The organism is Paracidobacterium acidisoli (assembly GCF_003428625.2).
GTDB classification, from domain to species: Bacteria; Acidobacteriota; Terriglobia; order Terriglobales; family Acidobacteriaceae; genus Paracidobacterium; species Paracidobacterium acidisoli.
This window is the reverse complement of record NZ_QVQT02000003.1, coordinates 505,358-527,175: the sequence shown is the minus strand read 5'-3', so window position 1 is coordinate 527,175 and position 21,818 is coordinate 505,358. Positions and strand designations below refer to the sequence as shown.

At 63.1% G+C, this 21,818-nt stretch carries 17 protein-coding genes; 8 read left to right on the top strand and 9 right to left on the bottom strand.

All coding sequences use genetic code 11. The features are described from left to right. Position 1 precedes the first annotated feature (1 nt). The 4 genes from D0Y96_RS09850 to D0Y96_RS09835 all read right to left on the bottom strand — a co-directional run bounded on the left by D0Y96_RS09850 (position 2) and on the right by D0Y96_RS09835 (position 3,202). Entirely contained in the window at positions 2-289 is a 288-nt protein-coding gene (locus D0Y96_RS09850; protein ID WP_117299201.1) for a hypothetical protein, read from the bottom strand. A gap of 5 nt (positions 290-294) precedes the next feature. Next, complete coding sequence (locus tag D0Y96_RS09845) at positions 295-972, bottom strand: lysophospholipid acyltransferase family protein (protein ID WP_117299199.1); 678 nt, start codon at positions 970-972, stop codon at positions 295-297. A gap of 87 nt (positions 973-1,059) precedes the next feature. Continuing rightward, positions 1,060-2,304, bottom strand: coding sequence for an ABC transporter permease (locus D0Y96_RS09840; RefSeq protein ID WP_117299197.1), 1,245 nt, complete (start codon positions 2,302-2,304; stop codon positions 1,060-1,062). Then, positions 2,297-3,202: an ABC transporter ATP-binding protein gene (locus D0Y96_RS09835; protein WP_117299195.1), complete on the bottom strand. Its 906-nt coding sequence runs from the start codon at positions 3,200-3,202 to the stop codon at positions 2,297-2,299. Before D0Y96_RS09835 ends, D0Y96_RS09840 begins: the two co-directional genes overlap by 8 nt. 137 nt (positions 3,203-3,339) lie before the next feature. Between D0Y96_RS09835 and recG the strand changes: the two genes are divergently transcribed. Next, positions 3,340-5,649 (top strand): ATP-dependent DNA helicase RecG, encoded by a 2,310-nt coding sequence (recG, locus tag D0Y96_RS09830; protein ID WP_117299192.1) that lies wholly within the window; start codon positions 3,340-3,342, stop codon positions 5,647-5,649. 188 nt (positions 5,650-5,837) lie between these two features. On the opposite strand, the gene D0Y96_RS09825 is transcribed toward recG, so the two are convergent. After that, positions 5,838-6,239 (bottom strand): hypothetical protein, encoded by a 402-nt coding sequence (locus D0Y96_RS09825; RefSeq protein WP_147324997.1) that lies wholly within the window; start codon positions 6,237-6,239, stop codon positions 5,838-5,840. A gap of 59 nt (positions 6,240-6,298) precedes the next feature. On the opposite strand from D0Y96_RS09825, the gene acpS reads away from it, so the two are divergent. The 7 genes from acpS (at position 6,299) to D0Y96_RS09790 (ending at position 16,068) form a co-directional block, all read left to right on the top strand. Then, positions 6,299-6,712, top strand: coding sequence for a holo-ACP synthase (gene acpS / locus D0Y96_RS09820; protein ID WP_350449027.1), 414 nt, complete (start codon positions 6,299-6,301; stop codon positions 6,710-6,712). A gap of 238 nt (positions 6,713-6,950) precedes the next feature. Beyond that, positions 6,951-8,009 (top strand): MlaD family protein, encoded by a 1,059-nt coding sequence (locus D0Y96_RS09815; RefSeq protein ID WP_350449026.1) that lies wholly within the window; start codon positions 6,951-6,953, stop codon positions 8,007-8,009. Positions 8,010-8,175: 166 nt separating this feature from the next. Continuing rightward, complete coding sequence (locus D0Y96_RS09810) at positions 8,176-8,742, top strand: FKBP-type peptidyl-prolyl cis-trans isomerase (protein WP_117299778.1); 567 nt, start codon at positions 8,176-8,178, stop codon at positions 8,740-8,742. A gap of 755 nt (positions 8,743-9,497) precedes the next feature. Then, positions 9,498-11,585: a M13 family metallopeptidase gene (locus D0Y96_RS09805; protein ID WP_117299182.1), complete on the top strand. Its 2,088-nt coding sequence runs from the start codon at positions 9,498-9,500 to the stop codon at positions 11,583-11,585. Between the two features lie 136 nt (positions 11,586-11,721). Further along, positions 11,722-13,053: a lactonase family protein gene (locus tag D0Y96_RS09800; RefSeq protein ID WP_117299180.1), complete on the top strand. Its 1,332-nt coding sequence runs from the start codon at positions 11,722-11,724 to the stop codon at positions 13,051-13,053. 206 nt (positions 13,054-13,259) lie between these two features. After that, positions 13,260-14,531, top strand: a complete 1,272-nt coding sequence (locus D0Y96_RS09795; RefSeq protein ID WP_117299178.1) for a lactonase family protein — start codon at positions 13,260-13,262, stop codon at positions 14,529-14,531. 226 nt (positions 14,532-14,757) lie between these two features. Continuing rightward, the gene (locus D0Y96_RS09790; protein WP_158562333.1) at positions 14,758-16,068 is read left to right on the top strand and encodes a lactonase family protein; all 1,311 of its coding nucleotides are present in this window, start codon (positions 14,758-14,760) and stop codon (positions 16,066-16,068) included. Positions 16,069-16,667: 599 nt separating this feature from the next. Here the strand turns inward: D0Y96_RS09790 and D0Y96_RS09785 are convergent. The 4 genes from D0Y96_RS09785 to D0Y96_RS09770 all read right to left on the bottom strand — a co-directional run bounded on the left by D0Y96_RS09785 (position 16,668) and on the right by D0Y96_RS09770 (position 21,795). Continuing rightward, positions 16,668-17,798 carry an acyltransferase family protein gene (locus tag D0Y96_RS09785; protein ID WP_350449025.1) on the bottom strand — a complete coding sequence of 377 codons (1,131 nt, stop codon included), beginning with the start codon at positions 17,796-17,798 and terminating at the stop codon, positions 16,668-16,670. Positions 17,799-17,842: 44 nt separating this feature from the next. Beyond that, positions 17,843-18,547, bottom strand: a complete 705-nt coding sequence (gene pyrH, locus D0Y96_RS09780; protein ID WP_117299170.1) for a UMP kinase — start codon at positions 18,545-18,547, stop codon at positions 17,843-17,845. Positions 18,548-19,309: 762 nt separating this feature from the next. Continuing rightward, a complete protein-coding gene (locus D0Y96_RS20715) occupies positions 19,310-20,635 on the bottom strand; it encodes a methyltransferase family protein (RefSeq protein WP_117299168.1) in 1,326 nt (441 codons plus the stop codon). Next, positions 20,632-21,795 carry an SRPBCC family protein gene (locus D0Y96_RS09770; protein WP_117299166.1) on the bottom strand — a complete coding sequence of 388 codons (1,164 nt, stop codon included), beginning with the start codon at positions 21,793-21,795 and terminating at the stop codon, positions 20,632-20,634. The genes D0Y96_RS20715 and D0Y96_RS09770 overlap by 4 nt, the downstream gene beginning before the upstream one ends. Positions 21,796-21,818 lie beyond the last annotated feature (23 nt).

The window sequence follows — 21,818 nt, the reverse complement described above, 5'->3', positions numbered from 1 at the left end:
GTCAGGCCGATTTACTTTTCCTCATCTCGCGCCACAGTGTTCCCGCCAGCGTGCCGATCAGATACAGAATGCCGGCATTGATGACAAATCCAGACAGGAGCAGGTGTATGTCCATCTGGTACCAGGGAAAAGCCAGCATGACAAAGGGAATCCAGTCGAGCCCGACGTTCGAAGGTTTCGTCGTCGCGGCCGTCAGAATATACACAGCCACGACAAGCACGATGTAGCCGGCGGCAAGGTAAATGCCGAGACGACCCTTCCGGCTTTTCTTCACTGCCTCTGCCGCCATCTCCCTCACCCCTTCGCGAAATGCCTTTCCGCCTGCAGCCGCGCCCGCTCCAGCGCGTCGTTCAGCTCCTGCCGCTTCGCTTCGAGCGTTTCCGCGTCGGCATCGTCCGCAGGAGCAGCCACCGCCCGCGCCCAGCTCACCGCCACGCGCGAGAACGGTTTAGGAACAAGAAATCTATCCCACGAGCGCATCACCCACGCCCGCTCCGGCAGCAGATAAAAGCTGCCCATCGCTTCGCCTGTCAGTTGCGCCAGCTTCACCGGCCCGATCTTCGTCTGGTAAATCGGCCCCCGCGGACCATCCGCCGTAAACACCACCGGCAGGCCCTTCGCCAGCACATCGCGCAGCCCCAGCAGCCCCGCAAACCCGCCCCGCGAGCTCGACCCGCGCACGCTGTTATACCCCAGCAGCCCCAGCGTCCGCGCAATCAGCTCCCCGTCAAAGCTTTGACTGATCAGAATCGAGCAGCGAAATTTGCGGAAGTACCAGCCGCACGGCAGCGTGCATCGATGCCAGAAACAAAAAATGCCCTTCGCCGGAGGCGCCGCCGGAACCGCGCCCTCTTCGGCAATCACCTCAAAGCGCAGCGTCGCGCCGATCGCCGCCAGCACCAGCGCCGTCACGCGCGGCACCACCCACAGCGCCACCCGCTGCCCAAAGGAGAACTCTCTGCGCGCACTCACTGGCTCATTCTAGCGGTGGAAACAAATCAGCCGCACAACAGCATTCCCCGCTGACCGCTTTTCCGCTGACCGCCTCTTCGCTGTCCTTTAGCTATAGCGCAGCCAGCGCAGCATCTCCGGCAGCGTGGCCCGCTTGCCGTACATCAGAATGCCCACGCGGTACACCCGCGAGGAGAACCACAGCACCACGTACACCGACACCGCCATCAGGCCCACCGAAGCCCATATCTGCCACGCCGGAGGAAACTGCGACGCCATGCGCAGAAACATCGTGATCGGCGCGCACGGCGGAAACAGCGAGATCGCCACCGACCACACCGAGTTGGGATTGCTCACGATATACGTGATCAGCCCAAAGCTCAGCCACGCCGGAACCGCCGCCAGCGGCGCATACTGCTGCAGCTCCTGCTCCGTGTCGCACGTCGCCGCCAGCCCCGCGAAGAGCGTGCTGTACAGCGCATAGCCCAGCAGAAAGTACACCGCAAAAAGCGCAATGTCGATTCCCGAAATGCTGATCGTAAACTCGCCCGCCAGCAGCTTCTCCGCCAGCGCCGTGCTGGCAAACAGCGCGCCGGCCGCGCCCCAGATCGCCAGCTGCGTCAGCCCCACCGCGCCAATCCCGATCAGCTTCCCGGCCAGCATGTCGCTCGGCTTCACCGTCGCCAGCATCACTTCAAAAATGCGCGACGTCTTCTCCTGAATCACCGAGCGGCCCACGTTCATGCCGTAGAAGATCACCGTAAACATCAGCAGAAACGCCATCGCGTACGCGGCCCAGAAGGTATTCAGCGCGTTCGAGACCGTCTCTTTGCCCTTCTCGATCCGCATCGTCGTCAGATCGATCCGCTTCGTCAGCGTCTCCACCTGACCCGCCGAGATACCCCGCTCCGCCAGCCGCTGCTGCACCAGCGCATGATTCACCGCATCCGTCAGCCTGCCCTCGGTCACAAAGTCACCTGAGCTGCGCGACTCCCACTCCGCCTTCGCCGCCCCGCCCGCCGGCGTCTCGATCCACAGAAACCCGTCGATCTCCTTGCCGTTCACCTTCGCAATCAGATCGGCCTTCGCCGCCGCATCGGCCGGCGCAATCACATCCACCACCATGCGCGCGTCTTTGTCCGCCAGCAGCTGGTCGCGCACCACCCCCGCCAGCGCCGGGCTCTCCGCCGCCACCGCAATGTGCTTGCCCGCGCCTGAGTTCTTTCCCGCGAACACCATCACCGCAATCAGTCCGGCAAAGACCGCGGGAATCAGAATCGTCGTGACCTTGAAGGCGCGTCCCTTCACCTGCTCCAGATACTCGCGCTTCGCAATCAGCAGCACATCACGCATCGATCTTCTCCCCCACCGTCTGAATGAAAATCTCCTCCAGCGACGGCTCCATCACCTCGAACTTCCACACCGTCGCCTTCCGCGACGCCTCCCGCAGCAGGTCCTGCGCGTCCGCATGCGGCTTCAGACGAATCTCCACCAGTCCCGCGTAGTCCTTGTACTCCGCAATCGCCGGATGCTGCAGGAAGGAGTTATCGCCCTCAAAGCTCATCTGCACATGGTTGCGCTCGTAGCGCGACTTCACCTCGCGCATCCCGCCCGCCAGCACCGCCCGCCCGCGATTCACCAGACAGATCGCGTCGCACAGCTTCTCAACCTGATCCATCCGGTGCGTCGAAAACAAAATCGCCCGCCCCTGATTCTTCAGATCGATCAGCGTGTCCTGCAGCAGCGTCGCATTCACCGGGTCCAGCCCCGAGAACGGCTCGTCCATAATGATCAGCTCAGGCTCATGCAGCAGCGTCGAAATGAACTGGATCTTCTGCTGCATCCCCTTCGACAGCTCTTCGGTCTTCTTGTCCACGGCCTCCAGAATCTGCAGCCGCTCGCACCACGCATGCGCCCGCTTCCCCGCCGTCGCCGGGTCCAGCCCCCGCAGCTGTCCCATGAACACCAGCTGCTCCATCACCTTCATCTTTTTGTAGAGGCCGCGCTCTTCCGGCAGATAGCCCACGCGCCGCAGGCTCTCGCGCGCAAACGGCTTGCCCAGCAGACTCACCGTGCCCGAGTCCGGCATCGTGATGCCGACCATCATGCGAATGCTCGATGTCTTGCCCGCGCCGTTCGGCCCCAGCAGGCCGAACATCGTTCCCGCCTCGATGCGCAGGCTCAGATCTTTAACCGCGATCTTCTGTTCGTACACCTTCGAGACACAATCCAGCTCAACCACCGCAGCCATCGAATCCATTCTCCGGAAGTAACCCAAAGTCTAACAAAGCATCGTAAAAGCGATGTCCGGCTGTGAAACGGTCAGCTGGTAAAGCGGTCAGCTGATCGGACCTTAGCTGACCGCTTCCTGGCTGCTACCATCACTCTGTGCCGGAGCTCGAAACCCCCGTACAGTTCGTCAGAGGCATCGGCCCGCAGATCGCCGGTACTCTCGCTGAAAAAGGCATCCTCACCGTCGAAGATCTGCTCCTGCATCTGCCCTTCCGCTACGAAGACCGCCTGCACCCGCGCGCTCTCAGCGAGCTCAAAGCCGGAGAAACCGCCAGCATCATCGGCGAGGTCCGCGGAGCCGCTCTTCTCCGCACCCGCGCCATGCCCATCTACGAAATGACCATCGGCCAGGGCCTGTCGACCCTCAAGTGCATGTGGTTCCACGGCAGCTATCTCGAAGGCAAATTCCGGCCCGGGCAAATGGTCGCCCTCTACGGCAAAGTCGACGCCTCCCGCTCCGGCCGCGGCTTCAAAATGATCCAGCCGCAGTTTGAGATCCTTCCCGACGCCAGCACCGGCGACGACCTCGACCGCATCCTCGAAGTGGGCCGCATCACGCCCGTCTACGAATCGCTCAGCGGCAGCCGCCTCGCCTCGCGCTGGATACGCCGCATCGTCTGGAACCTGCTCGAAGAGATGAAAGGGCAGATGCCCGAGACGCTGCCCCGCGCTCTCATCGACCGTCTCGAGCTGCCCTCACGCGACGAGGCCCTCCGCGCCATCCACTTCCCGCCCGCCGGAACCCCCATGTCGCGCCTGCAGTCCTCGGCCACGCCCGCGCATCGCCGCCTCATCTTCGAAGAGTTGTTCTACCTCGAGCTCGGCCTCGAGCTCAAGCGCCGCCGTTTTCAGAAGAAGACCGGCATCGCCTTCGAAACCAGCGAAAAGGCCCGCTCCGCGCTGCGTGAGATTCTGCCCTTCCATCCCACCGCCGCTCAGAAAAAAGCCCTCGGCGAAATCGCCGGCGATATGCGCCAGCCCCACCCCATGCGCCGCCTGCTGCAGGGCGACGTCGGCTCCGGAAAAACCATCGTCGCGCTTCAGGCCATGCTCGTCGCCATCGAAAACGGCTGTCAGGCCGCGCTCATGGCGCCCACGGAAATCCTCGCCACGCAGCACTACCTCTCAGCGCGACGCCTCCTCGATCGCTCCTCGCGCCGCTATCGCATCACCCTGCTCACAGGTTCGCTGGATGAAGACGTCAAGCGCCTCGCCCGCAGCCGCATCTTCTCCGGAGAAGCCGATCTCGTCATCGGCACGCATGCGCTGATTGAGGAAAAAGTCGAGTTCGCCAACCTCGGCCTCGTCGTCGTCGACGAGCAGCACCGCTTCGGCGTCCTGCAGCGCTTTCGCCTCATGAAGAAGCCCAACGCCGCCGAGCCCGACGTGCTCATCATGACCGCCACGCCCATCCCGCGCACGCTGGCCCTCTCGCTCTACGGCGATCTCGACCTCAGCGTGCTCGACGAGCTGCCCCCCGGCCGCACGCCCATCGTCACCCGCCAGGTCTCCGACGAACGCGCCGATGAAGTCTGGAAATTCGTCCGCGAGCAGGTCGCCAAAGGCCATCAGGCCTACGTCGTCTACCCCGTCATCGAAGGCCCGAAAGACGATCAGCCCGAGCTCGACTTCGCTCCGCCTGATCCCGAAACCGAAGCTTCACAGAAAACCGAAGCCTCCCAGACCGCGAAGCCTGCAAAAGCCGCAAAGCGTGCCCCGGCCAAAAAATCCGCCAAAGCCGCGAAAAAATCCAAAGAAAAGCCGCTCCCTAACCCACTTTTCGAGAAGCCCACACTCAAGTCCGCGACCGAGATGTACGAAAACCTGCGCGCCACGCATCTCTCCGGACTGCGCCTCGGCCTGCTCCACGGTCGCCTCAGCGCTGACGACAAGGAGGTGGTTATGGCGCGCTTCCAGCGCGGCGACCTCGACGTCCTCATCTCCACCACCGTCATCGAAGTCGGCGTCGATGTTCCCAACTCCACTGTCATGGTCATCGAGCACGCCGAGCGCTTCGGCCTCGCCCAGCTTCACCAGCTTCGCGGACGTGTCGGACGCGGCGCCGCAAAGTCCTACTGCATCCTCATGACCGGCGGAAAGCTCTCTCAGCAGGGCGAAGAGCGCCTCGCTGCCATGGTCCGCACCCAGAATGGCTTCGAGCTCGCCGAGCTCGACCTCCAGCTCCGCGGCCCCGGTGAATTCTTCGGCACCCGCCAGGCCGGACTCCCCGACTTCCGCGTCGCCAACCTCGTCCGCGATCGCGCCCTGCTCGAGCTTGCGAAGGAAGAATCCTCCCGCTTCGTGCAAAACGCCAGCGTCGAGGCGACCGAAGAGGAACGAAGCCGCATCTCCGCCCGCCTGAAAGAGACCTGGCAGCGCCGCTACGGCCTCGCCGAAGCGGGATAAAAGCAGCGAGTAGCGATTAGGGATCAGCGATTAGAAAAGCAGGGATCAGCTATTAGAGGGCGATCAGGCGGCAATCAGAAAGAAGTGTGCATCCACCTGCGACCTGCGACCTGCGACCTGCGACCTGCGACCTGCGACCTGCGACCTGCGACCTGCGACCTGCGACCTGCGACCTGCACCCTGCTTTTCTAATCGCTGATCCCTAATCGCTGTTCCCTGCTCTCTCCCGGCTTCCCCGGAAGCACCCGCAGATCCACCCCGGCGGTCTCCAGCCCTTTGCTCTCGATCAGGTCTTTGGTGCACTGGCACAGATCCGCCATCAGCACGTGCGACTCCCGGATCAGCTCCAGCCCCGCCGCAATCAGAACGCTGTACATCTCCACACAGGTCGCCCGCGGAAACTCGAACTCCATCTCCGCGCTGTCATCCGGGAAAAACCGCCGCACCAGCACCCATCCGCCGCAGGCCATCACCGCGCCGGTCAGAAAGCGCACCGTCCGCGCCGCGTCCTCATGGCAAAGCGCCGTCAGCCGCAGCTCTCTCCGCGCCGTCGCCTCGTCGTGACCGTCCTGGACTTCGCTCCCTCGCACATATCACTGATCGGACAATTCACGCCTGCACTTCACTCGCCGCCCAGCGCTCCCGTAGTATGAGAAAGTTCTCACCCAGGCTCCTCCGCCTTCCTATGCTCGTCGGCACCGGTATCGATCTCGTCGAAGTCCCCCGCATCGCCCACTCCATCGAGCGCTTCGGCGACCGCTTCCTCCGCCGCATCTTCACCGAGGCCGAAATCGCCTACTGCCGTCCCCGCGCCACCGCCGCCGAAAGCTTCGCCGCCCGCTTCGCCGCCAAAGAGGCCGCCGCCAAAGCCCTCGGCACCGGCATCCAGCGCGGCGTCACCTGGCAGGAGCTCGAAGTCCGCCGCCTTCCCGGCCAGCGTCCCACCCTCCACCTCTCCGGACGCGCCCGTGCCATCGCCGGACAGCTCGGCGTCACCCATGTCTCGCTTTCGCTCACCCACACCGCCGCCCTCGCCATGGCCACCGTCCACCTCGAAGCCTGACCCGGCTCTCCGCTTCCCTCCCCATGCAACGCCCGCGACACTCTGCTTTAACCGCGCCGTAACTTCCGCATTCTTCACTGTTTCGCTTCTGTGAAAATCCTCCTGCAACGGCCTGCCCCGCTTTTTCATCCAAAAACCAGCGTGGAACAAGGGGGCCGATTTCTCTTCGCTCTCTGGTATCCTCTGCGCAGCAGCAGTTCTTTCATTTTGAGGGGGCGCATTGCCGGGCCAGCAGGAAGTGCGGTGGTCACAACTGAAGGTTGGCGTGCTGGTGCTGGTCGCGATCTTCGCCCTGCTCGCTCTCATCTTTCTTATGACCGGCACCACCGGCGGCTTTTTCACCGGCAAAGTCACCCTCCATTCCTACTTTGAGAACTCCGCCGGCCTCAAGATCGGCGCTCCCGTCAACCTCGAAGGCGTCACCGTCGGCAACGTGAGGTCCATTCGCATCGTGGCCTCGCACAGCCCCACGCCCGTCGAGGTCGTCATGAAGATCAACAAAAAATATGCCGCCGCCATCCGCGAAGACTCGACCGCGGACCTCGACACCATCGGCGTGCTCGGCGACACCGTCGTCGATATCACCAGCAAATTCAAGTCCGGCTCTCCCGTACGCGACGGCGACGAGCTCCACACCACCGAGACGCCCAACCTCAGCGACGTCATCAAGTCCAGCCAGGGCACCATCGAGCAGCTCAACGTCATCCTCGCCAAGGTCAACAGCCTGGTCGACGCGCTCAACAACGGCAAGGGCTCCATCGGCATGCTGATCAACGACCCGACCCTTTACAAAAAAGCCGTCGGCACCTTCGATCAGCTCCAGTCCCTCGTCGATCAGATCAGCAACGGCAAAGGCTCCATCGGCAAGCTCGTCAGCGACGACACGCTCTACAATCGCGCCAATGAAACCATCGGCAAGCTCGACGACATCGCCACCCGCCTCGACTCAGGCCAGGGCACCGTCGGCAAGCTGATGAAGGACGATACCCTCTACAACAACCTGCGCCAGTCCACCGAGAACCTCAACAAGCTCCTCGCCGGCATCAACGAAGGCAAAGGCGGCCTCGGTCTGCTCGCCAAAGATCCGCAGTTCGCGCAGAAGCTCAACGACACCGTCACCCATCTCGATTCGATCCTGAACGGCGTCGACAGCGGCCAGGGTACCCTCGGCCAGCTCATGAAAAACCGCGATCTCTACGACCACTCCGACGAGATGATCCGCAACACCAATCAGCTCATCCTGGCCGTCCGCAAAGATCCGAAGAAATATCTCACGATTCACCTCAAAATCTTCTGACGCGCGAGAGTGGGTTGGTTTGAATGATTTGGGAAGGGCTCGGCTTCAGCCGCTGAGGAATGCTTTGTTTTCTCTGCATTTCAAACTGACCCACGATCGGCGTCGCGCTTCCCCGGCAGCCGCCGGAGACGCTCCTGATACATTGGCAGTACCCTTCGGAGAGATCATGCACGCACGCTGGTTCGCTGTCGCTGCGCTTCTGCCCTTCGCCCTCGCCGCCGCTCTGTCGCATGCGCAGACCCAGACGCCGCCCGCGCATCACACCGCGGCGCATGCCACGCACCGAGCCGCTCCCGCGCAGCCGCCGCTGCCGAAGAACATCCCTCCCGTCCACGCGCCCATGAAGGTGCAGTACGTCATGCGCTATCAGGACATCACCCTCGGCACCGGAGCTCTCGCCGGGCCCGGACAGATCTACACCGTCCACTACACCGGCTGGCTCGCCTCCGACGGCACCAGGTTTGACTCCTCCCTCGACCGCGGCAAGCCCATCGAGTTCCTGCAGGGCTCCCGTCGCGTCATCATCGGATGGGATCAGGGCTTTGAAGGCATGCACATCGGCGGAAAGCGCCGTCTCTTCATCCCCTGGCAGCTCGCTTACGGAGCCGCCGGACGCGGCCCCATCCCGCCCAAAGCCGACCTCATCTTCGATATCGAGCTGGTCGACGCGCGCGACGTCAATGCCCCGGCCCCGCCGCCTGCACCACCCGCCGTCAACAACAGCAACCAATAAGCGATCGCATCCATAAGTCCCTCGCCGAGTGCCGATGTCCGGCTCGAAGCATTCTCTCGCTGAAGAATCCGGGTGCCCCACCTTCGCGACCGGGGTCCCCGGCACACGCGGTGTTCGTGCGCCGGGGCGGGAAGCTAAGGTGGGAAGGTAAGAATCCGGGTGCCCGGGTACCCCATGTCCGTCTGTTCGGACATGGAAATAAAAACCCTTTCCTTGTCATCCCAATCCCTTCCCCTTGTCATCCCGAGCGAAGCCGAGGGATCTACATTTCCTCCTTCTGAGAAGAATCCGGGTGCCCCACCTTCGCGACCGGGGTCCCCGGCGCATGGGGTGTTCGTGCGCCGGGGTGGGCAAGCTAAGGTGGGAGGCGTCATCGCTTTGTATCAGGGCACGGCTTCAGCCGTGCCGAAAAGAGCACCCGAAAGAAGAGGGGCTTCAGCCCCTGTGCGACATAGCCACGGAACACTTCTCATCTCGCGTCAGCGAGACCCGGTAGAAGCACCGGGCTTTAGCCCGGTGAATAAAGGGAAAAAAGGGGCTTCAGCCCGGCTCCGCCAAAACATAAAATCAGGATTGCCCCACATCCGTCCTTTCAAACATGGGGCCACCACCCGCTCTTTTAATCCCACGCTTTCTGCCGTTCGTCACAGCGGAGCCCGCTTCTTTGCCGCTTTTCCGCTGCTTTCTGTTATCTTTCTCCTTCGCACGGCGATAAAAACCCTCCCCCCGGCCCTCCGGGCACTGAATGAGGACCCATGCAACCCACCCGACTTGCTTCGCTCATCCTGCTTTCCGGAGCTCTCGCCTTCACCTCCCATGCCGCCTTCGCCTCGTCCGCTCCCGAGGCATCGGATGCAAAGACCACAGCCGCGCCCGTTGAGCCGAAGGCCCCACACAGCTTCGATCTCACCGCCATCGACAAGACCGCGGACCCCTGCGTCGACTTCTATCAGTACGCCTGCGGCAACTGGCGCAAAGACAATCCCATCCCCGGCGATCAGTCCCGATGGGGCCGCTTCAATCAGCTCAACGAGCGCAACCGCTATCTGCTCTATGTGGAGCTGAAGCAGGCCACCGATCATCCCGCATCGCCCCTGCAGCGCCAGTACGGCGACTTCTTCGCCGCCTGCATGAACACCGACCGCGCCGACCAGCTCGGCATCCAGCCCATCCAGCCGCTGCTCGACCGCATCGCGAAACTGGACGACCGGCAGCAGCTCGCGGCCCTCGTTGCCCTGCTGCAGTCGCGCAACGGCTCGAATGTCTTCTTCAGCTTCGGCGTTGAGCAGGATCAGAAGGACTCCACGCGTCAGATCGCCGCCGCCTTCCAGGACGGCCTCACCCTTCCCGACCGCGACTACTACATCGACAAGTCCGACCGCATGGCGAAGATCCGCGATCAGTACCGCGATTACGTCATCAGCCTCTTTAAGCTCGCCGGAGACAGCGACGATCAGGCCAAAGCCGAGGCCGGCCATGTCATCGACATCGAAACCACGCTCGCCCAAAACTCCATGGCGCGCGTCGATCTGCGCGACCCGAACAAGCGCTACCACCTTCTGCCCGTATCCGGGCTCAAAAGCCTCGCGCCCGACTTCGACTGGAGCGTCTATCTCTCCGACATCCAGGCTCCTTCTATCAATGACCTTAATGTCGGCACACCGGACTTCTTCAAGGCGATGAATCAGGTCATCACCGGCCAGAGCCTCGACGCCATCCGCAGCTATCTCCGCTTCCACGTCATCAACGGCGCCGCGCCCTGGCTCTCCTCGCCCTTTGAAGACGCCAGCTTCGGCTTCTTCCAGAAGACCCTGCAGGGACAGGCCGAGCAGACCGCCCGCTGGAAGCGCTGCACCGCCATCACCGACCGCGCCCTCGGCGAAGCCGTCGGCCAGGACTGGGTAAAACAGAACTTCCCGCCCCAGGACAAAGCCAGCATGGAAAAACTGGTCGCCGCCCTGAAGACCGCGCTCGCATCCGACATTCAGTCCCTGCCCTGGATGACCGAAGAGACCAAAAAGCAGGCCGAGGCCAAGCTCGACGACTTCCGCCAGAAAATCGGCTACCCCGATAAATGGCGCGACTATTCGAAACTCGAAGTCACCCGCGACAACTTCATCACCGACATCCATAACTCCGACGCCTTTGAATTCGCCTGGCAGCTCGACCACATCGGCCGCCCCGTCGACGAAAAGGAGTGGGGCATGACGCCGCCCACCGTCAACGCCTACTACGATCCCTCTCTGAACGACATCAACTTCCCCGCCGGCATCCTCCAGCCGCCCTTCTACGACGCATCGAAGGACCCCGCCGTCAACTTCGGCGGCATCGGCGTCGTCATCGGTCATGAGATGACCCACGGCTTCGACGACGAAGGCAGCCAGTACGACGGACAGGGCAACGTGAAGAACTGGTGGACCCCCGACGATCGCAAGGCCTTCGATCAGCGCACCGACTGCGAGGTGACGGAGTACGGCAGCTTCGAGCCCGTCTCCGGCCAGAAGCTCAACGGCAAGCTCACGCTCGGCGAAAACACCGCCGACAACGGCGGCCTTCACATCGCCTGGCAGGCGCTGCTCAGCACCCTTGCGCAGGACGGCAAAAACGTCCATCAGAAGATCGACGGCTACACCGAGGCGCAGCGCTTCTTCATCTCCTTCGCCCAGGTCTGGTGTGAAAACCGCACCGATCAGGCATCGCGCGTCGCCGCTCGCGTCGATCCGCATTCGCCCGGCCGCTTCCGCGCCAACGGCAGCGTGCAGAACTTCGACGAGTTCGGCAAAGCCTTCGGCTGCCACAAAGGCCAGCCCATGATGCCCGACAATCCCTGCCGCGTCTGGTAAGCCAAAAACGAGGCCCGGAGCACTGCTCTGAGCCTCGTTCTGCATTTCCCCGCCCGTCCGGTTACAATAGTGCGGAACCATCCTGTACCAGTTTTGCCAGGACCATTTCCCCGAATGGCCGGGCTGAAGGAAGCGCATGAAGTTGAGTAAATTCGGCCGGATTGCAGTCGCTCTGTCGGCTTCTTTTGTTCTCGCTCTCGGAGTTACGTCGTGCTCGTATAATTTCACCGCAGCATATGTTTACGTAACCGGCTCTTACTACAACCAGATCGGTGCCTATAAGGAAGACAACAACACCGGTCGCCTGCGCCCCGTTCCGGGCTCTCCCATCAGCAGCGGCGGTTCCAATCCCATTCGGTCTCTGGTGACCTCCAACGGACGCTTCCTTTATGTCCTCAATGAGGGCACGCCCACGACCGACTCCAACGGCAACATCAGCTGGACCGGCGCCAATATCTCCCTGTTCAGCATCGGCGGCAACGGCACCCTGGCCTTCCAGCAGAGCTACAACAGCGCAGGCAACGGATCTATCCGCATCGCCTTCGACGGCACCGGATCGCACCTCTTCGTGCTGGACAGCTACGAGCCCTTTACCAGCAACGGCTCCACAGCGCCGACCGCCACGCTGCCCTGCCTCGGAAGCGATGGTTTCTACCATCCCTATGGCGACATCAGCGTCTTCAATGTGGACAGCACCACCGGACGCCTTTCGATCGTCACGAATCTCCAGCAGAACAGCTCCAATAACACGCCGCTGACTTACTTCCCCGTCGGCTGCAGCCCCATCGACTTCCATGCGACCGGGGGCAACGTCTATACCGCCGAAGTCAGCGACCCGTCGCTCCCGGCCGGCTCTGCGGAAAACAATCAGGTGATCCTGCCCTACGCTTACACCGCCTCCACCGGCCAGCTCACCACCGTCCCCGGCGGCGCTGAGGCCACCGGCGCAGTAGCGATCAGCGTCATCGGCGCCACCTCTTCCAACAATTACATCTATGTAGTGGATGCCGGCGCGAACAACGGCAGCGGCCAGATCATCGCCTACAGCCAGGGCTCCAACGGCTTCCTGCAGACCATCACCGGCGGCGTAACCGCCAATGACGGAACCGCTGCAGGCCCTGTCGCCCTCACCGCCGACAGCAAATCCAAGTTCCTCTACATCGCCAATACCAAGGCCACGTCCAGCATCTCCAGCTCCAACAGCGAGATCACCGGCTTCACCATCAACCCCGCCTCCGGCGTGCTGACGCTGCTCTCCGACGAGCCTTATGGAACAGGTTCCGGTCCGGTCTGCATCTTCCAGGATCCCACCCATCAGTACGTCTACACCGCGGATTCCGATGCCAACACCGTCACCGGCCACCTCATCAATCCGGACACCGGTACCCTGACCGATCTGCGCTCTGGCTCTACTTTTGCCACCGTGCAGACTCCGACCTGGTGCGTGGCCACCGGCGTAACGGATTAACGCTCGCGGCTCCTCTTCTGCCCTCACCGGTGGCCTCTCTCGGGGCCGCCGGTAAAATCGGGCAGCCGCCGCAAACAGGTTTTACTCGCTCCGTCCGGCACAGACACCTGGCCTAACCGTAAGCGAGACTTTACAATTCAACCGGGAGCGATCCCGCATTATGACGCCCATGCCGTTGCCGGCAATGGCTGAGGCGAAGGAAGCGCATGAAGTTCAGAAAATCGGGCCAGGTTCTGCTGGCTGCTGCTGCAACCGTTGTCGTGGGATTGGGCCTGACCTCGTGCGGCGCAAGCAACACTGTGGACTTTCTGTACGTCACCTCCAGCAAGAACAACCCCGGCCAGATCAATGTCTATATCGTTGACTCCGAATCCGGAGCCGCGCGGCAGATCGCCGATTCGCCTTACCCCTCCGGCGGACGTAACCCGGTAGCGGACGTGGCCTCGCCCAACGGCAAGAATCTCTACGTCGCCAATCACGACGACAACACCCTCGTCGAATTCGTCATCGGCACCGACGGCAAGCTCTATCCGCAGCACACCTGCAACACCCCCGGCACCGAGCCCTCCGCGATGGCCATCAGCCCCGACGGCTCCCTGCTCTATGTCGTCGACTTCTATCAGGCCGGCTTCACCGATGTGAACCCCGGCCCCGGCGCCCTGGCCGTGTATCACATCCAGTCGGACGGCAGCCTGGGCAATCCCATAACAAGCTCCTCCGGCGCAACCACTGGTGACTGCAACTCGATCGCGAACGGCAATCTCAGCTACTGGCCGCTCGGCTACTACCCCGGTAATGTCGCCGCCGCGCCCAATGGCTCGCTTGTCTATGTAGCCGACCCCAATATCTTTGTCACGACCGTCACGCCGCCCACCAATGGCACCGTGCCCATCGTCCCCGGCCTTCCCGGTCAGATTTACGGCTTCACGGTCGGCTCCGGCGGTACCCTGGGAACCGTTGCCGGCAGCCCCTTTACGACCGCTTCCGGTTCAGAGCCGCTGGGTGTCGCCGTCAGTCCCGATAACAGCGGGCTCTTTGTCACCGACACCGCGCAGAATCAGCTTCTCAATTACGTCATCGGCGCCGGCGGAGCTCTTTCGGCCAATCCGTCCAGCCCCACCACGCCCACCGGAACTTTCCCTGTAGGCGTCGTGCTCAGCTCCGACGGCAGCGATCTGTATGTGAGCAACTTCACCGACGGCACCGTGAGCGAGTACACCGTCTCGAACGGCGTTCCCGCACTCAACGGCTCCTCGTCCACCCTGGCCGTGGGACACAGCCCTACCGCCCTGCTCATCGATCCCAGCCTGAACGAGTTCCTCTTCACCCCGAACTTCGTCGACGGCACCATCTCCGGTGCGAGGGTCAACACCACGAACGGCACGCTGGTGAACAATCAGAATTCACCTTACGTCACCAGTGGTCAGCCCACCTCCGTGGCGGCGATTCCGCACAACCAGCATGCCGTCAGCAAATAGCATGCGCGTACGGCTGACAGCGGGAGCTGTGGCATATCTGAAACGCTTCCGGCCCTTCGCCGGGGAATTCTCCCGCCCCGGCAGCCCGCAGCGAAGAGTTGTTTTGCAGCACAGTTGGCCCGTTCGAAGATGGCTGAACGCGGTACAACCTTTTACAATCGAACCGGGAGCGATCCCGCAAATAATGCCCGGGCATTCCCGGCAATGGTCGGGACGAAGGAAGCGCATGAAGTTCAGAAAAACGGGCCAGGTTCTGCTGGCGGTTGCAGCCACTGCTGCTGTTGGGCTCGGCACTATCTCATGTGGTCAGAGCCATACCATCGATTACGTTTACGTCACCTCGAACAAGAACTCCCCTGGAGAGATCAATGCCTTTCGCGTCGACTCCCAGTCCGGAGCTCTGACGCAGATCACCGGCTCGCCCTTCGCCTCCGGCGGGAACAATCCGGTGGCGGAAGTGACCTCGCCCGACAGCCAGTACCTCTTCGTTGCCAACCGCGACGACGGCTCAGTGGTGCGCTTCCAGATCGGCTCCGACGGAACCCTCGCCAAACAGAATGCCTGCACCACACCCGGCAGCAGCCCTTCGTCGATGACCTTCAGCTCCGACGGAACCCTGCTCTTTGTGGTCGACTTCTACCAGAGCGGATTCAGCGACACCAATCCCGGCCCCGGCGATCTCGTGGTGTACAACGTCAACTCTGACGGCAGCCTCGGCACCGCCGCCGGCAACTGCACCCCGGTCACCAACACTGCCACCGGACAGCCCTATTGGGCGCTCGGCCGGTATCCCGGCACCGTGGCCACCACGCCGCTCACCTTCGTTTCAGCGAGCACGCCCGGCGCCAACTCCACCCTTTATCCCTATGTGTTCGTCACCGCCACTAACACGTACGTGACCACGACCACGCCGCCCACCACCGGCGCGCCGCCCGCTCCCAGCGGACTGCAGGGACAGATCTACGGCTTCTCCATCGCGAAGGGTGGTGTGCTCTCCTCCGTCGCCGGCAGCCCCTTCACCGCCGGAGCCACGCCGACCGGTCTTGCGCTTGATCCCACCGGCCGCTTCCTCTACACCACGGACAGCCAGCAGGATCAGCTCATCGGCTACACCATCTCCACGAAGGGCGTTCTGACCGCCATCAACAGCGGCCCGGTCGCTACCGGAACCTTCCCGGTTGCCGTCACCGTCGATCCGACCGGCTTTTACGCCTATCTCGTCAACTACACCTCAGGGACCGTCAGCGAATACGCCATCGATCAGGCCACCGGCGCTCCGACCGCTGGAGCCTCCTCCGCGGCCAAAGCCGATGCCGGAGCCTCCAGCATCGTCATCGATCCCGGCCTTGCCCGTGTCGTCCTCACCGCCAACTTCACCGGCGCCGACATCACCAGCATGACCCTGAACCCCAACACGGGCGCGCTCTCTGAAAATCCGAACTCGCCCTACCCCACCGGTGGCCAGCCGACGGCTGTCATCGCCGTGCCGCATGGCAACCATGCCACCACGCATGTCCAGTCCGGCGCGGGCGACTGATCCCCGCTCTCCGCTCCACAGCAGACAAAGGCCCGCCACTCGGCGGGCCTTTTCTTTCTCTGCACAGAACAGCGGTGCCCCATGTCCGGATTTTCTGACATGGGAATGGAACCGTCCTTACCCCTGTCATCCCGACACTCCCTTGTCATCCCGACCGAAGCGCCGGAGGCGCGCAGCGGAGGGATCTGCATTTGCTTCTCATGAATGGGGTGTTCGCAGGACCCGGGTGCCCCACCTTCGCGAACCGGGGCCCCCGGCGCACGTGGTGTTCGTGCGCTGGGGTGGAGAACCGGAGTCCCCGGCGAACAAAGTTCGCTGGGGCGGGAAGCTAAGGTGGGAAACGAAGCGAAAGATGGAAGCCTCACCGCTTTGTATCAGGGCACGGCTTTAGCCGTGCCGAACCATCCTCAAAAATCAAAGGGGGGGGTTCAGCCCCTGTGCGACATAGCCACGGAACACTTCCCGTCTCGCGCCAGCGAGACCCGGTAGAAGCCCCCGGTTTTAGCCGGGGGAGTAACGATGTAAGGAAAAAAGGGGCTTCAGCCCCGGCCGGGTACCCCATCCTCGCCGCTTTCGCGAAGCGACGCCCACCCCAAAAGCTACGCCGGCTTTAACAATCCCCGAATATACCGCTGCGCTGGCTTCTCGATCGCCAGCATCACCAGCACCGAAGCGCCGATCAGCAACCCATAGCTCAGCCAGGGATCGAAGCGGATCAGACCCGTCCGCTCCAGCAGGTGCGACTCGTGGATCATATTCCACAGATTGAAGTGCAGAATATACAGGCAGTAGCTCGCCTGCCCCACGGCCACAAAGGGAAAGAACCCGAAGAAGCGCGAGATCAGGTTATGCCCGGCCAGCCCCAGAATGGCCAGCGCATACAGTGGCATCAGCAGGCCGTCGTGCATCATCGGATACGGCATTTTGTCGCCGTAATACAAAATCAGATACAGTCCGATCATGCCCAGCACGCCCATCATCAGCCGTTTGCGGCTCGCTCTGGGAATCAGCCGGTCCAGATCCGCCAGCGCGATCCCGAAGAGAAACGAAGGCACATGCGGCGGCGGCGTAAACTTCAGCGCCCGTATCCAGAACCCGTCCGTATATCGTCCCGGGTGCAGGTCTCCATCCGGATGCAGCCACATATACAGCCCCGGCAGCACCATCCCCAGGGCCCACAGCCCCAGCATCAGCGCCAGCAGCGCGCCCAGCCGCTTTGGCCGCTTCCACACCACCACTGCCGGAAAGATCAGGTAGAAGAAAGCCTCTGTGCACATCGTCCACGCCGGCGTATTCCAGAAGGTCGACAGCGTCGGCGACCATCCCTGCAGCAGCAGCGGCGTCAGCGCCAATCCCCAGGCAAACTGCGCGTGCGACCGCGCATGCCACTCTTCCACCAGCATGCCCAGCGAAATCAGCAGCGCAAACACGTATACCGGATACAGCCTCGAAAACCGAGCCAGCCAGAAGCTCCGCGCCTTCAGCGTCCCGGCCTGCGCCCGCTCGCTGTAGTTGTAGGCCAGAATGAACCCGGACATCAGCAGAAAAAAGCTGACCGAGGTGTAGCCGTTGTCCACAATCGGCGCAAAGGGCCCAAACCATTTAGGGTTCGAGAAATGAAAGAAGACGATATTCAGTGCCGCAAAGGCACGCAGTCCCGAAAGGGCTGCCAGACGGGGCTTCTTCGCCCCGATGCCGGGAGAAACCGCATCGGCGGCCTGCGAAGCCACCCTCGAGTCTGCCCGCGGTCGTGGAACGACCTGGGTTGGTGCGCTCAGGCAGTCACCAGTGAGCCGACCTTCTCCCCGGAGACGACCCGGCGGATATTGCCCGGCTGATTGAGGTTAAAGATGATCATCGGCAGATTATTGTCCTTGCACAGGCTTACCGCGGTGGTGTCCATTACCTTTAACCCCAGCCGCAGAATATCCATGTACGTAATCTGCTCAAACTTCACCGCTCCCTCTGTGATGACCGGATCGGCGTCGTAGATGCCTTCCACCTTTGTCCCCTTCAGCAGCACATCCGCGCGAATCTCCATCGCCCGCAGCGACGCCGCCGTGTCGGTCGAAAAGTACGGATTCCCCGTCCCCGCCGCGAAGATCACCACCCGGCCCTTTTCCAGATGCCGCACCGCGCGCCGCCGGATATAGGGCTCGCACACCTCGTGCATCTCGATCGCCGACATCACCCGGCAGTGAATATCCTGCTTTTCGATCGCGTCCTGAAGCGCCAGCGCATTGATCACCGTCGCCAGCATGCCCATGTTATCGGCCGAGACCCGGTCCATCTCCTTGGCCTGCTCGGCCACGCCGCGAAAGAAATTCCCTCCGCCCACCACAACGGCCGTTTCCACGCCCATCGCATGCACTTCGGCTATTTCTCCGGCAATCTCGTGAACACGGTCTGAGTCCACGCCAAAACCGCGGCCCGCGGCCAGTGCTTCCCCTGAGAGCTTCAGTACGACGCGTTTATACATTCCTTCTGGAGTATCGCACGCAGCCCCCCTCCCGCGTAACCCGGACCCGGCGCGTTTCGAGGCAGTTTCACTCGCCCGTCATCCCCGGCCGCGGATGCCCGGCATCCTCCGCGGAGCCGATCGTCCTGCCTCCGGATTCACCGGCCGGGTACCCGGGCCCCATGTCCGGATTTTCGGACATGGGAAGCAGACGAATCTCCGGAAGCGGGCATGCAAATCATTAAACCCTGTCATCCCGGCTTCCCCTTATTCCCCGACCCGGCATTGTCATCCCGACCGAAGCAGCCGCGTAAACGGCTGCGCCGCGGAGGTATCTGCACTTCCCGTCTCGCGTCAGCGAGACCCGGTAGAAGCACCGGGCAATCGGAGTCCCCGGCGAACAAAGTTCGCTGGGGCGATCTTCAGCCGGGGGGAATTGAGCGCCAAAAGAAAAACGGGCTTCAGCCCCGGCTCTCCCAAAACACAAATCCGGGGTGCCCCACCTTCGCGAGCCGGGGTCCCCGGCGCACGTGATGTTCGTGCGGTGGGGTGGGAAGCTAAGGTGGGAAGCGTCATCGCTTTGTATCAGGGCACGGCTTCAGCCGTGCCGAACCCATCCTCAAAACCAAAGGGCTTCAGCCCCTGTGCGACATAGCCACGGAACACTTCCCGTCTCGCGTCAGCGAGACCCGGTAGAAGCACCGGGTAATCGGGGTCCCCGGCGAACAAAGTTCGCTGGGGGTGATCTTTAGCTCAGTGAACAGGCAAAAAAAAGGGGGGGCTTCAGCCCCGGCAGGATACCGAATGCCCATCCTTCCCGCTTTCGCACAGCGAAAGGTGGGCGTCCGGCAGCCTCGGGCCCAGCCCGCTCGCATCCATCAGCAGCTGCACCGTCTGCCACACAACCGGCAGCCGCAGCATCGCCCCGGCAAAGGTCCATCCGAAGTGCAGATGCTCGAGCGCCCTCCCCATCGCCCGCACTCCCTCCACGGCAGCGCTCCCGTCGCCCGGAAGATACCGCATGCGCCGGATCGAGCCCACCGGAAGCCTCTCCGCATCCACAATCTCCATCCCCAACGGTCGCCGCGCCTCCAGCCAGCGGCGCAGCTCACTGCACGGCCCGCAGGTCGATGCCATGTACAGCCTGGCCGGCGCTCCGGCATGGAAGGGCCTCCATCGCGGCAGCCAGTTCCGCACGGCGGCGCGATACCCGTGCCATGCCTCACCGAAGCGCCGCGACAGATCCTGGCGCTCATCCCATTCGGCAAGCCCGGCGCTGTAAATGAGCGAGAGACACGCCCCCGCCGCCAGCCATCCGCTCCGCAGCAGCGCGGCCCACGCCAGCATCACCACTCCGCACGAGAGCTGCATAGGATTGGCCACGTAGCGATAAATCCCGCTGCTCACCATGCGCTTCGGCGGATCGTACGGGATCGGCGTCCCCTCGCCTCGCTCCGCAAACTCCATCACCGCCGAGACGCCAGGCACCGCCAGCAGAAAGAACATCTGCACCGCAATCTGCCGTTCCCACCCCGCCACCCTCAGCAGCGGACCCCACCCCGCTCCCCCCTTCACCGCAAAAACAATCTCCGGCACAAGAAAGAGAAAGATCATCCCTGCCAGCGCCGTCTGCAGCGCCGCGCGCAGATACAGATGCGTATCCTCGAGCGTCCATCGCGCAAGGCACAGAGCCGGAAGCAGCGCCAGCGCCACGGCCACGGCCTCACCCGCCAGCCAGTGCGGCCCCAGATGCACGACAGTGCGGCACAGCGGCATCGCCACCAGATCCGCGCCGGTCATGACCGCCGCACATCCGGCGATCCTCAGCCGGGGAAATGCCAGCTGAGGCACCAGACCCCACAGAATCACCCAGCCGGCATAAAGCTCGAGCGGCATGCCCCGAAACGCAGCGTCGCCCGCCGGAAAGCTCCACCACTGCGCCCACTGGTTCAGCCGCTCGACAACCAGCAGCGCCGGAGCCGCCCACAGCGCACTCAGCAGACACGCCGCAAACAGCCGAGGTCTGCGTCCGCGCAGCGCTCCCGCCAGCAGCGCCGCCATCAGCGGGAAGTAGAGCGCAGCGGCGCGCGCCCATTCGGCGCTCGTCACCGAGTCGCCCCTGCTGTGACATGCGGCACGGCATTCGCTTCGATCAGATACCCCGCCGCCTCGCGCACCGTCATGCGCTCGATCGGCGTAAAGTACCACGCCGGATCAAGCTCGCGTTCAAAGTGAATCCGCCACGTCACCGCCGTATGCGACGCATCCACCGCCCTCCACTCCACCTCGGAGTTCTCCCACGCCACCCACTGCGTCAGCTTGCTGCCGTCGCTCACCGTCTCGAAGCGGACATACCCCACCCTCCGCTCCGCCACCCGCATCACCAGGTCTCCCGGAGGATCGCCCTCTGCTCCCGCAAAATGGATAGTGCGCACCGCGCCGGCGCTCAGCCCATCCCCGCCTGCCCACAGCGGCCGCGGAAAGCCCGCGCGCAGCCACACCGGAAGCGGCGCGCGCACATCGAGCCCCTGTGACAGCGCCTCTTCGACCGCATCCGCGGAAGCATCCACCACGCGCGTCGCCTCCACCGTCTGCTTCCTGTTGATTGTGAGCTGCGGAACCGTGCCTTCGAGACACAGCGGCAGCAGCACCAGAGCAATGCAGCTCACTGTCTCCGTCCGCTTCCCGCGCTGCCAGTCCACAATCCAGCCGACTATGATCCCCACACAATAAAACAGCGGCGAGGCCATCAGAATGCACAGATATCCCTCGCCCAGCAGCGGAGCGACGATCAGCAGCGCCAGCGTAATCCCTTTCAGAATGCCACCCGTCACCGTCTTCGCCTGCGGCGTCAGCGCCACCAGAATCGCCAGCATCGCCGGAATCCCCAGGAACATCGCCGCGCTGTGCCCCAGATGCCTGTGCATCAGCCAGCGATAGAGTATGGCTCCCGCGGTAAACGCGATCGCCAGCGCAATCACGCCCCACTGCGCCGGCTCGATCCCTGCAGGCCCGGCCTTTCCCGCTCCGCCTTCCGCTTCTTCGACCTCGGCCTGCCCTCCCATCCCGCGCAGGCACAGCAGCGCCAGAAGCGTCGCCAGCGCACTCGGAACACCCACATACAGCGCCGCGGCCAGCCAGAACGGATCGCCCTGCAGAAACGAATGAATATCCGAGAGGTACACTCCGGCAACCATGACGATGCCCAGCCCGGCCATCGCCCACAGAATCACTGACTGATACTTCCTGGGCCCGCCTGCCTCGCTCATCTCCGCCTCCCCTCGTCCCTTCT

Bases quoted from the DNA above. Each gene is read 5' to 3' on its own strand.
- D0Y96_RS09810 (WP_117299778.1), top strand. From the start codon at position 8,176: ATGCACGCACGCTGGTTCGCTGTCGCTGCGCTTCTGCCCTTCGCCCTC.
- D0Y96_RS09795 (WP_117299178.1), top strand. From the start codon at position 13,260: ATGAAGTTCAGAAAATCGGGCCAGGTTCTGCTGGCTGCTGCTGCAACC.
- D0Y96_RS09770 (WP_117299166.1), bottom strand. From the start codon at position 21,795: ATGAGCGAGGCAGGCGGGCCCAGGAAGTATCAGTCAGTGATTCTGTGG.
- D0Y96_RS09800 (WP_117299180.1), top strand. From the start codon at position 11,722: ATGAAGTTGAGTAAATTCGGCCGGATTGCAGTCGCTCTGTCGGCTTCT.
- D0Y96_RS09840 (WP_117299197.1), bottom strand. From the start codon at position 2,304: ATGCGTGATGTGCTGCTGATTGCGAAGCGCGAGTATCTGGAGCAGGTG.
- pyrH (WP_117299170.1), bottom strand. From the start codon at position 18,547: ATGTATAAACGCGTCGTACTGAAGCTCTCAGGGGAAGCACTGGCCGCG.
- D0Y96_RS09835 (WP_117299195.1), bottom strand. From the start codon at position 3,202: ATGGCTGCGGTGGTTGAGCTGGATTGTGTCTCGAAGGTGTACGAACAG.
- D0Y96_RS09850 (WP_117299201.1), bottom strand. From the start codon at position 289: ATGGCGGCAGAGGCAGTGAAGAAAAGCCGGAAGGGTCGTCTCGGCATT.
- acpS (WP_350449027.1), top strand. From the start codon at position 6,299: ATGAGAAAGTTCTCACCCAGGCTCCTCCGCCTTCCTATGCTCGTCGGC.
- D0Y96_RS09805 (WP_117299182.1), top strand. From the start codon at position 9,498: ATGCAACCCACCCGACTTGCTTCGCTCATCCTGCTTTCCGGAGCTCTC.
- D0Y96_RS09790 (WP_158562333.1), top strand. From the start codon at position 14,758: ATGAAGTTCAGAAAAACGGGCCAGGTTCTGCTGGCGGTTGCAGCCACT.